This window comes from Streptomyces sp. NPDC048461 (genome assembly GCF_055587105.1).
In genome coordinates this window covers 161,046-172,265 of sequence record NZ_JBVJGW010000019.1, presented here as the reverse complement: position 1 = coordinate 172,265, position 11,220 = coordinate 161,046, and the positions used below count along the sequence as shown (strand labels likewise).

The window sequence follows — 11,220 nt, the reverse complement described above, 5'->3', positions numbered from 1 at the left end:
ACACGGGCGACCCTCCGCCTTGCGAGCGCACGCACCGGACACCGCACGGCCCGCCCTCCGGGCGTACGAAACGACTTCGACGACACCCCCTGGCCCGCCCGCCCGATCCACTTCACCCCGACCGCGTCCCGCCGGCGGGGAAACCCCGAGGACTCACGAGGACGGTACAGCCATGCCTTCTTTCGACACTCCCGAACCGATTTCTGCCATCGCCCACGTGGACGCCGGCTCCATCCGGTTCTCCGCGGGCGACCGCCTCGACACGGTCGTCGAGGTACGGCCCCGCGACCCGAAGCGGGACCAGGACGTGCGGTCGGCCGACCAGACCGACGTCACGTACGCCAACGGCGTCCTGACCGTCAGGACGCCCAAGCAGCGCTACTTCCTCGGACGCACCGGCACCGTCGACGTGACCGTCGAACTGCCGACGGGCTCCCGCGTCGACATGACCGGCGCCTGGGCCCAGGTGCTCGGTGAGGGCCGGCTCGGCGAGGTCCGCGTGAAGACCTCGTCCGGTGACGTGCGCCTCGACACGACCGGGCCGCTCCACCTGACCGCCTCCCACGGCTCGATCACGGTCGACCGGATCGAGGGCGCGGCCGAGATCGGCACCAGCTCCGGCAGCCTGCGCATCGGCTACGTCGACGGTTCCGCCGTCCTGAAGAACTCGCACGGCACCACGACCGTCGGCGCCGCGACCGGCGACCTGCGGGTGAGCGGAGCCAACGGGGACATCGACATCACCCGCGCCGAAGGATCGGTCGCCGCCACCACCGCCCACGGCACCCTGCGCGTCGCCGAAGTCGCGCGCGGCACCGTCCAGTTGGAGACCTCGTACGGGGCCATCGAGGTGGGGATCCGCGAGGGCACAGCCGCCTGGCTCGACGTCACCTCCGCCCACGGGCAGGTGCGCAACACGCTCACCGCCTCCGACAGCCCGGAGCAGACCGACGACACCGTCGAGGTCCGTGCCCGGACCCGCTACGGCAACATCGACGTCCGCCGCGCCCGGGTCTGATCACCCGGCCCGTCCGTACTCGCCCGGCCCCGTCCGTACCCCGCTCGTGCCCCGCAGTCCCTTCCACCTCCGAACGGAGGGCTCCGTGCCTTCGTCTGTCATGCCCATGCCCATGCCCACTCCCAGGAATGCCGGCGACGCGTCCTCGCCCGCGGCCGTATCCGCCGTCGGACTGCGCAAGTCGTACGGCGACAAGACCGTGCTCGACGGCATCGACCTGCAGATCCCGACGGGGTCCGTGTTCGCGCTGCTCGGGCCGAACGGCGCGGGCAAGACCACCGTCGTGAAGATCCTGTCCACGCTCGTCTCCGCCGACGGCGGACAGGCCCGGGTCGCCGGCCACGACGTCGCCGCCGATGCGCAGGCGGTGCGCGGCGCCATCGGCGTGACCGGTCAGTTCTCCGCCGTCGACGGCCTGATCACCGGCGAGGAGAACATGCTCCTGATGGCCGACCTGCACCATCTGTCGAAGAGCGAGGGCAGGCGCACCGCCGCCGAGTTGCTGGAGCGGTTCGACCTGGTCGAGGCGGCGAAGAAGCCGGCCTCCACCTACTCCGGCGGCATGAAGCGCCGCCTGGACATCGCGATGACCCTGGTCGGCGACCCGCGCATCATCTTCCTCGACGAGCCGACCACCGGCCTCGACCCGCGCTCCCGCCACACCATGTGGCAGATCATCCGCGAGCTGGTCACCGGCGGCGTCACCGTCTTCCTCACCACCCAGTACCTGGAGGAGGCGGACGAGCTCGCCGACCGCATCGCCGTCCTCCACGACGGCAGGATCGCCGCCGAGGGCACCGCGGAAGAACTGAAGCGGCTGGTCCCCGGCGGACACGTACGGCTCCGCTTCGCCGACCCGGCCGCGTACCGCGCCGCCGCCCGTGCCCTCGACGACGTCACCGGGGACGACGAGGCGCTGGCCCTGCAGATCCCCAGCGACGGCAGCCAGCGCGCCCTGCGCGCCGTCCTCGACCGGCTGGACTCCGCCGGCATCGAGGCCGACGAGCTGACCGTCCACACCCCCGACCTCGACGACGTGTTCTTCGCCCTCACCGCCGCCACCGACCAGTGCAAGGAGGACCTCCGATGAGCTCCCTGTCCCTCGCCGTCCGCGATTCGTCCACGATGCTGCGCCGCAACCTCCTGCACGCGCGGCGCTATCCGTCCCTCACCCTGAACCTCCTGCTCACCCCGATCGTCCTGCTGCTGCTCTTCGTCTACGTCTTCGGCGACGTGATGAGCGCGGGAATCGGCGGGGGAGGAGCCGACCGCTCCCGGTACATCGCGTACGTCGTTCCGGGCATCGTGCTGATGACCATCGGGGGCACCGTCGTCGGGACCGCGGTGTCCGTCTCCAACGACATGACCGAGGGGATCATCGCCCGCTTCCGCACGATGGCGATCCACCGCGGGTCCGTGCTCATCGGGCACGTCGTCGGCAGCGTGCTCCAGTCGGTCATGAGCGTGGTCCTCGTCGGCCTCGTCGCGGTGGCCATCGGCTTCCGGTCCACGGACGCCACGCCCCTGGAGTGGCTGGCGGCGTTGGGGCTGCTGGCACTCGTCGCCTTCGCGCTCACCTGGATCGCCGTCGGGATGGGCATGGTCAGCCCGAATGCCGAGGCGGCCAGCAACAACGCGCTGCCGCTGATCGTCCTGCCGCTCATCTCCAGCGCCTTCGTACCGATCGACGCGATGCCGGGCTGGTTCCAGCCGGTCGCCGAGTACCAGCCCTTCACCCCCGCCATCGAAACCCTCCGGGGCCTGCTCCTCGGCACCGAGATCGGCCACAACGGGTGGCTCGCGGTCGCCTGGTGCCTGGCCCTCTCCGCACTCGGCTACTTCTGGTCCCGGTCGGTCTTCGACCGCGACCCCGCGTAGCCCGCGGCCACCGTGTAGCCCGCGACCGCCGCGCGAACCGCCTCCCGCGGTACGCGCCCCGCCCGAGGGCGGCGCACCCCGGCAGCGCGTCGGGGTGCGCCGCCCGTCGGCGCTGCCCGTGGGACCGATCCGCCGGCGTGCTGCCCGCCGGCGGCAGGCTCGCACGCGGTGACGGTCACCGACCGATCGTCGGGACCGCCGGAGGGTTGAGCCGGGCGAAGCCCTCCTGGCGGTAGTACGGGAAGTACGGGTAGGGGGCGGTCCGGCTGCTGGCCGCGTCGAGCCTCGCCATCTGTTCGGGGGTGAGCGTCCAGCCCACCGCGCCGAGGTTCTGGCGGAGCTGCTCCTCGTTGCGGGCGCCGATGATGACGGAGGACACGGTCGGCCGCTGCAGCAGCCACCGCAGGGCGATCTGCGGGATCGCCCTGCCCGTCTCCTGCGCGATCTCGTCGAGGGCGTCGACCACGCGGTAGAGGTACTCGTCCTCGACCGGCGGGCCGAAGTCCGCGGTGTCGTGGAGCCTGCTGCCCGCGGGCAGCGGACGGCCCCGGCGGATCCTGCCCGTGAGCCGGCCCCAGCCGAGCGGGCTCCAGACGATCGCGCCCAGCCCCTGGTCGAGCCCCAGGGGCATCAGCTCCCACTCGTAGTCGCGCCCGACGAGGGAGTAGTGGACCTGGTGCGCGACATAGCGCCGGCGGCCGTGCAGGTCGGCTGCCGCGAGGGACTTCATCGCCTGCCATCCGGAGAAGTTGGAGATCCCGAGGTAGCGGATCTTTCCGGCCCTGACGAGGTCGTCCAGGGTGGACAGGACCTCCTCGACGGGCGTGCCGGCATCGAAGGCGTGCAGCTGGAAGAGGTCGATGTGATCCGTGTCGAGCCGGCGGAGCGCGTCGTCGACGGACGAGATGAGGCGCGACCGGGAGGACCCCGCGTCACCGGGTCCGTCGCCGAGGGGCAGACCGGCCTTGGTGGAGACGAGCACCTGATCACGGCGGCCCTTGAGCGCCGCGCCCAGCACCTCCTCCGACGCGCCGGCGGAGTAGACGTCGGCGGTGTCGAACATCGTGATCCCGGCGTCGATGCAGATGTCCACGAGGCGCCGCGCCTCCTGTACTCCCGTGGTGCCCCAGGCGCCGAAGAGCGGACCCTGTCCGCCGAAGGTGCCCGCGCCGAAACTCAGGGCCGGGACCTGCAGACCCGACGCACCCAGCCGCCTGTACTCCATGACGCATCCCCTCTCGCACAGCACCCGGGCTAACGGGGCTGTGGTTCCGTTAAGATGGCGCCAGCGTATCAAGGTCCGAGGCTTAAAGGAACTGGAGTCCCGTTATGGAGTTCGAAGGAGTCGAGTCCGAACCGGGCACCGCACGGCCCGGAGGGCGCACGGCCCGGGTCCGGGCGGCCGTGCTCCGGGCCGCCGGAGACGTCCTCGCCGAGCAGGGGTTCGCCCACCTCGACCTCGCCGACATCGCGCGCCGCGCCGAGGTCGGGAAGACGACGGTCTACCGCCGCTGGGGGACCGTCGCCGGGCTCGTCACCGACCTGCTGCAGGACATGGCCCTGCAGTCCGTACCGCGCACGGAGACGGGCTCGCTGCTCGGCGACCTGACCGCCAACGCCCGGCTGGTGCAGCGCACGCTGGCCGACCCCCGGCAGGGCCCCCTGTTCAAGGCCGTGATCGCGGCCGCCGCCGGCGACCCGGGGACGGCGGAGGCGCTGCACGGGTTCTACGCCGTCCGCGTCGAGGAATGGGCGCCGTGCGTCGAAGGCGCCGTCGCCCGCGGCGAGGCCCCCGAGGGCACCGACCCGCACGAGGTGGTCCGGGCTGCGTCCGCCCCGCTCTACTACCGCCTCCTGACCACCGCCCTCCCGCTCGACGAGGCCGCCGCCGACCGCGCGGCGGCAGCCGCCACCGCCGCCGCGCGCGCGGGAGCGTACGTACGGGGCGGATAGGTACCCGGCGCCGGTACGGAACCCGCCGCGCCCCGGCAGTACCGCCGGGGCCGCCCTCCCGGCGCCGCGGCGGATCCTCGGGACGTTCGCATCGGGTTCGAGGGCTTTCGGCGGGCCCGCGGACCGCGGGCCGGGTGTCCCATGGAGAGCGGGCCCGCCCCCGGAAGCCTCCGGCGAACGGGCCGGGGCGCCCCGCCCGAGCGGGAGGGCGAGCGCCCGTACGACGCGCACCGCCCCCGGGCCTTCGCGCGGCACCGGACCCGCTGGGTGGAGGTTGTGGTGGCGATCGAGGAGAAGCAGGGGTTCTGCACCCTGTGCAAGTCGAAGTGCGGCGCGGTGTACACCGTCGAGAACGGCCGGCTGACCGGCGTCCGCCCCGACCCCGCGCATCCCACCGGGGCGGCGATGTGCCCCAAGGGCCGGGCCGCGCCGGAGATCGCCCACTCCGCCGGCCGCCTGACGACGCCCCTGCGCCGCACCCGCCCGAAGACGGACCCCGACCCCGGCTGGGTGCCCATCGGCTGGGACGAGGCCATGACCGAGATCGCCGGCCGGATGGCCTCCATCGCAGCCGAGAGCGGACCGGAGGCGGTCGCCTTCGGCATCGCCTCCCCGAGCGCGTCGGCCATCTCGGACTCCATCGAGTGGCTGGAGCGGTTCGTCCGCTCCTTCGGTTCCCCGAACACCGTCTACAGCACCGAGATCTGCAACTGGCACAAGGACGGCGCCCACCTCTTCACCTTCGGCGCACCCCTCCCGCCCCCGGACTACGCCCACGCGGACCTGGTCGTCCTGTGGGGGTTCAACCCGGCCAAGACGTGGCTGTCGCAGTCCGCCGCCCTGGGAGCCGCCACCGCCGCCGGCGCGAAACTCGCCGTGATCGACCCCCGCCGCTCCACCAGCGCCCTGCGGGCCGACGCCTGGCTGCGCATGCGCCCCGGCGCCGACGCCGCCCTCGCCCTCGGCCTGGCGAACCTCCTCATCGAGCGCTGCGCCTACGACGACGGCTTCGTCCGCGCCTGGACCAACGCCCCGCTCCTGGTCCGCTCCGACACCGGGGACTTCCTGGCGGCCGCCGACCTCGAAACCGGTGCGCAGGGGTTCGCCGTCTGGGACGCGGAGGCGCAGGCCCCCGCCGTCCACGACACGAGCCGTGCCGCGGACCGGCCGGAACGCTTCGCCCTCCGCGGCACGTACCGGGTGGACACCCCGGCCGGACCCGTCACCTGCGTCCCCGCCTTCCAGCTGTACGCCGAGGCGTGCGCGCAGTGGCCCGCCGACCGGGTCGCCCGCGCCACCTGGATCCCCGAGCGCGAGGTCCGCGCCCTCGCCGACCTGATCGCCGGCGCGAAGACCGTCGCCTACTACGGCTGGACCGGCGTCGGACAGCACGCGAACGCCAGCCAGATCGACCGCGCCCTCTCCACCCTGTACGCCCTCACCGGCTCCTACGACACGCCCGGCGGCAACGCCGAGGTCCCCCTGCCCCCGTACAACCCGGCGACCCACCCCGGACAGCTCGCCCCGGAGCAGCGGGCCAAGGCCCTCGGCATCGACAAGCACCCCCTCGGCCCGCCCGCCGGGGGCTGGATCAACGCGGGCGACCTGCGCACCGCGATCACGACCGGCCGGCCCTACCGGATCCGGGCCCTGATCGGCTTCGGGTCGAACCTGGTCATGGCCCAGCCCGGCTCCGACCTCACCGCCGAGGCCCTCGAACAGCTGGAGTTCCAGGTCCACCTCGACATGTTCCACACGCCCACCAGCGCCACCGCGGACATCGTCCTGCCGGTCAGCAGCGCCTGGGAGCACGAGGCCCTGCGCTTCGGCTTCGACATCAGCAGGCGGGCCCAGGAACACGTCCAGCTCCGCCAGAGGATGGTCGAGCCCCAGGGCGAGGCGCGCTCCGACCAGGAGATCGTCTTCGACCTCGCCCGCCGCCTCGGCATGGGAGAGCTGTTCTTCGACGGCGACATCGAAGCCGCCTGGAACCACCAGCTCCAGCCGCTCGGCCTGACCACCGACGACCTGCGCGAGAGCCCCGGCGGCATCCGCGTCGAACAGCCCGTCACCCACCGCGCCTACGCCGCCCAGAGGCCCGACGGGACCGTACGGGGCTTCGACACCCCCACCCGCAGGGTCGAGCTGTACTCGGGACGCCTCGCCGCCCACGGCTACCCGCCGCTGCCCGTCCACGTCGAGCCGGCTCCGACCACGACCGCCTTCCCCCTCGTCCTGACCAGCGCGAAGAGCGGCTACTTCGTCCACAGCCAGCAGCGTTCGATCACCTCCCTGCGCCGCCGTTCCCCGGAACCCGCCGTCGACATGAGCCCGCGGGCGGCGGAGCTCCGCGGCATCGCCGAGGGCCAGTGGGTGCAGCTGGCCACGGCGCGCGGCAGCATCCGGATGCGGGCCCGCTTCGACGCCTCCCTGCACCCGGCCGTCGTCGTCGCGGAGTACGGCTGGTGGCAGGCCGCCCCCGACCTCGCCCTCCCCGGCGCCGACCCGCTCGGCTCGCGCGGCAGCAACATCAACGGCCTCGTCGACCACACCGTCACCGACCCCATCAGCGGCTCCGTGCCCCTGCGCTCGTCGGTCTGCGAGATCCGGCCGCTGCCCTCGGGCACGGACCCGGGCTGGACCGGCACCCGCCCCTTCACCGTCACGGCCGTCGCGTCGGAAGGCGCCGGCGTACGCACCCTCGCGCTCACCCCGGCCGACGGCGGCCCCCTGCCCGACTACCGGCCCGGCCAGCACCTCACCGTCCGCGCCGACGACGGGGCCGGCCCCGACGGGACCACCGGGCCGGAAGCCCGCTCCTACTCGCTCACCGGCCCGGCCGTCCACGCCGGCCGCACGGCGTACCACCTGGGCATCCGGCACGTCCCCGACGGCGCCTTCTCCACGTACGTCCACCAGCGCCTCGGCGTCGGTGACCGCCTCCACCTCGCCGCCCCGGACGGCGTCTTCGCCCTGCCCACCGACACGGACCGGCCCGTCGTCCTCCTCGCCGGCGGCATCGGCATCACCCCGTTCCTGAGCTACCTCGAAACCCTCGCCGCCACCGGCGGCACCGTCCCCGAAGTCGTCCTGCACTACGGCGTCGCCCACTCCGGCGACCACCCCTACCGCGCCCGCCTGCGGGAACTCCGGCGCCGGATCCCGGCCCTGCGCCTGGTCACGCACTACGCCCGTCCCGGCGCGGCGGACGTCGTGGGCCGGGACCACGACGTCGCCGGGTACGTCACGGCCGACCACATCGACGCCGCCCTCATCCGGGACCGGGCCCGCTTCTACCTCTGCGGGCCCGCCGCGATGACGGACGCCCTCACCGAAGGGCTGCGGCGGCGGGGCGTCCCGCGGTTCGAGATCTTCAGCGAGAGGTTCCGTCCCGCCGTCAGGAAGGTCGCCGTACCCGACGACGCCGCCTACACCGTCCGGTTCCGGCGCTCCGGCACGGAGGCCACCTGGACGAAGCAGGACGGAACCCTCCTCGCCCTCGCCGAGAAGGCCGGCCTGACGCCGCGCAGCGGCTGCCGCGTCGGTCAGTGCGAAAGCTGCGCCACCCCCGTCCTGGAAGGAGCCGTCACCCACCTGGTGCAGCCCTCCGAGGACCTGCCCGAGGGCGAATGCCTCACCTGCCAGTCGATCCCCGCGGGAGACGTCACCCTCGACGCCTGAAGCCCTCCCGGGCGGCCCCGCACGGGGCGGTACCGGAGGGCCCGGGGAGGTGCCTCAGCCGAGCCCGGCGGCGACGCCGCTCACGTCCCGCACCTCGTCCAGGAGCTCCCGTACGAGGGCGGCCACCTGCCCCGTCTCGATGAGGAACCCGTCGTGCCCCCAAGGCGAACCGAGCACCCGGACCCCGTCGGCCGACGGGATCCCCGCGGCCAGCTCCACCTGCTGCCGCAGCGGGTAGAGCCGGTCGGAGTCGACGCCCGCCACCAGGGTCCGCGCGGTGACCCGCCCGAGGGCGGCGCGGATCCCGCCCCGCCCGCGGCCGACGTCGTGGGCGTTCATCGCCTCGGCCAGCACGACGTAGCTCGCCGCGTCGAAGCGCCGCACCAACTTGGCGGCCTGGTGGTCGAGATAGGACTCGACCTGGTAGCGGCCGCCGAGCCGGGGGTCCTCCCCGTCCTGCGGACGGTTGCCGAAGCGGGCCTCCAGCTCGTGGGCGCCGCGGTAGGTGACGTGGGCGATGCGCCGGGCGACGCCGAGGCCCGCGTGCGGCCCCCGGCCCGGAACGGCGTCGTGGTAGTCGCCGCCCCGCCAGTGGGGGTCGGCGCGGATCGCGTGGACCTGGGCGGTCGCCCAGGCGATCTGGTCGGCGCTCGCCACCGCCGGGCAGGCCAGCAGCAGCAGCGCCGCCACACGCCGCGGACGGGACACGGCCCACTCCAGCGCCCGCATCCCGCCCATGGAGCCGCCCACCACGAGCGCCCAGCGCTCGACGCCCAGCGCGTCGGCGAGCCCGGCCTCCGCGAGCACCTGGTCGCGCTGGGTCAGCCGCGGGAAGGAACCGGCCCAGCGCCGGCCGTCGGGGCGGAGCGAGGCCGGCCCGGTGCTCCCCTGACAGCCCCCCAGCACGTTCGGCGCCACCACGAACCAGCGGTCCGTGTCGAGCGCCCGGCCAGGCCCGACCAGCGCCTCCCACCAGCCGGGCGTCGGATGACCGGGCCCGGCCGGGCCGGCGACGTGGCTGTCACCGGTGAGCGCGTGCAGGACGAGGACCGCGTTCGAGCCGTCGGCCGCGAGGCGCCCCCACGTCTCGAACGCCAGGGTCACCTGCGGGAGTTCACCGCCGCCCTCCAACGGCAGCGGCCCGGCCGGCCGGTGCCACTGCCGGCGGCCCGGCGGGTCCCCCTCCCGCCACGCACCGGTGGCGGGAGGGGGACCCGGTGCCGGCGCGGCCGCCCCGGCGGGATTCAGGACGCCCCCTTCGCGGCCCGGAAGCCGGCCTCCAGGTCCGCCTTGAGGTCGGCCAGGTTCTCGATGCCGACCGACAGGCGCACCAGTCCCGGGGAGGTGCCGGTGGCGGCGAGCTGCGCGTCGTCGAGCTGGCTGTGGGTGGTGGAGGCGGGGTGGATGATCAGGCTGCGGACGTCGCCGATGTTGGCGAGGTGGCTGAACAGCTCGACGCCGTCCACGAAGCGCTTGCCCGCCTCGACGCCGCCCCTCAGCTCGAAGGCCAGCACGGCCCCGGCGCCGCGCGGGAGGTAACGGCGCCCGGCCTCGTACCAGCGGTTGGAGACCAGCCCGGGGTAGTGGACGGCCGACACCTCGTCGCGCTGCTCCAGCCATTCCGCCAGCGCCTGGGCGTTGGACGTGTGGCGCTCCAGGCGCAGGCTCAGGGTCTCGACGCCCTGCAGGAGCAGGAAGGCCGAGTGCGGCGCGATCGCCGGACCGAGGTCCCGCAGCAGCTGTACGCGCAGCTTCACGGCGTACGCACCGGGGCCCAGCGCCTCCCAGTACCGCAGGCCGTGGTAGCTGGGGTCCGGCTCGCTGAACTCCGGGAAGCGCTCGGGGTGCGCGCCGAAGTCGAACGTGCCGGCGTCGACGACGACTCCGCCGATGGTGGTGCCGTGGCCGCCGAGGAACTTCGTCGCCGAGTGGACCACGACGTCGGCGCCGTGCTCGATGGGGCGCAGGAGGAAGGGCGTCGGAACGGTGTTGTCGACGATGAGCGGGAGCCCGGCCTCGTGGGCGACGTCGGCGACGGCCCGCACGTCGAGCACGTTGCCCCGCGGATTGCCGAGGGTCTCCGCGAACAGGGCCTTGGTCTCGGGCCGTACGGCGGCCCGCCAGGCGTCGAGGTCGTCCGGGTCCTCGACGAAGGACACCTCGATGCCGAACTTCGGGAGGGTGTGCCGGAACAGGTTGTACGTACCGCCGTAGAGGGACGCGCTGGAGACGATGTGGTCTCCGGAGCGCGCCAGGTTCAGGATGGCGAGGGCCTCTGCGGCCTGCCCGGAGGAGAGGGCCACGGCGGCCACGCCGCCTTCGAGGGCGGCGATCCGCTGCTCGAACACGTCCTGGGTGGGGTTGTGGATGCGGGTGTAGATGTTCCCGGGCTCGGCGAGCGAGAAGAGGTCGGCCGCGTGCTGGGTGTCGCGGAAGACGAACGAGGTCGTCTGGTAGATCGGGACCGCCCGGGCGCCGGTGGTCGGGTCCGGTGCGGCGCCCGCGTGGAGCTGCTTGGTCTCGAACGACCAGGCGGAGGTGTCGGGCCCGGCGGACTCGTCCTCGGGAGTGTGCCCGGCGGTGACGGCGTCGATCGGCTGGCTCATGGTTCTCCTCGGTTCACGTGCGGTGCCGGGCGGGCACGGTGGGGCCCGGCGGGAACAGCGGGGTACGGGAAGAAGGCGCACGGA

At 73.8% G+C, this 11,220-nt stretch carries 8 protein-coding genes; 5 read left to right on the top strand and 3 right to left on the bottom strand.

Going from position 1 to position 11,220, the window contains the following annotated elements:
* Positions 1–172: 172 nt before the first annotated feature.
* From ACZ6S8_RS28520 to ACZ6S8_RS28510, 3 genes are all read left to right on the top strand, one after another.
* Complete coding sequence (locus tag ACZ6S8_RS28520) at positions 173–1,018, top strand: DUF4097 family beta strand repeat-containing protein (protein ID WP_469460269.1); 846 nt, start codon at positions 173–175, stop codon at positions 1,016–1,018.
* Between the two features lie 112 nt (positions 1,019–1,130).
* Positions 1,131–2,108 (top strand): ATP-binding cassette domain-containing protein, encoded by a 978-nt coding sequence (locus ACZ6S8_RS28515; protein ID WP_469460268.1) that lies wholly within the window; start codon positions 1,131–1,133, stop codon positions 2,106–2,108.
* Positions 2,105–2,896, top strand: coding sequence for an ABC transporter permease (locus ACZ6S8_RS28510; protein ID WP_469460267.1), 792 nt, complete (start codon positions 2,105–2,107; stop codon positions 2,894–2,896). The genes ACZ6S8_RS28515 and ACZ6S8_RS28510 overlap by 4 nt, the downstream gene beginning before the upstream one ends.
* A gap of 175 nt (positions 2,897–3,071) precedes the next feature.
* Here the strand turns inward: ACZ6S8_RS28510 and ACZ6S8_RS28505 are convergent, their stop codons facing one another.
* The gene (locus tag ACZ6S8_RS28505; RefSeq protein WP_469460266.1) at positions 3,072–4,121 is read right to left on the bottom strand and encodes an aldo/keto reductase; all 1,050 of its coding nucleotides are present in this window, start codon (positions 4,119–4,121) and stop codon (positions 3,072–3,074) included.
* A 104-nt stretch (positions 4,122–4,225) separates the two neighbouring features.
* Here ACZ6S8_RS28505 and ACZ6S8_RS28500 point away from each other — a divergent pair, with 104 nt between their 5' ends.
* Together ACZ6S8_RS28500 and ACZ6S8_RS28495 are read left to right on the top strand one after the other, a co-directional pair.
* Entirely contained in the window at positions 4,226–4,849 is a 624-nt protein-coding gene (locus ACZ6S8_RS28500) for a TetR/AcrR family transcriptional regulator (protein WP_469460265.1), read from the top strand.
* A 279-nt stretch (positions 4,850–5,128) separates the two neighbouring features.
* Positions 5,129–8,530 carry a molybdopterin-dependent oxidoreductase gene (locus ACZ6S8_RS28495; protein ID WP_469460264.1) on the top strand — a complete coding sequence of 1,134 codons (3,402 nt, stop codon included), beginning with the start codon at positions 5,129–5,131 and terminating at the stop codon, positions 8,528–8,530.
* A gap of 54 nt (positions 8,531–8,584) precedes the next feature.
* Here the strand turns inward: ACZ6S8_RS28495 and metX are convergent, their stop codons facing one another.
* On the bottom strand, positions 8,585–9,778 hold the full coding sequence (metX, locus tag ACZ6S8_RS28490; RefSeq protein ID WP_469460272.1) for a homoserine O-acetyltransferase MetX: 1,194 nt from the start codon (positions 9,776–9,778) through the stop codon (positions 8,585–8,587).
* Entirely contained in the window at positions 9,775–11,136 is a 1,362-nt protein-coding gene (locus ACZ6S8_RS28485; protein WP_469460263.1) for a bifunctional o-acetylhomoserine/o-acetylserine sulfhydrylase, read from the bottom strand. The genes metX and ACZ6S8_RS28485 overlap by 4 nt, the downstream gene beginning before the upstream one ends.
* Positions 11,137–11,220: the final 84 nt, after the last annotated feature.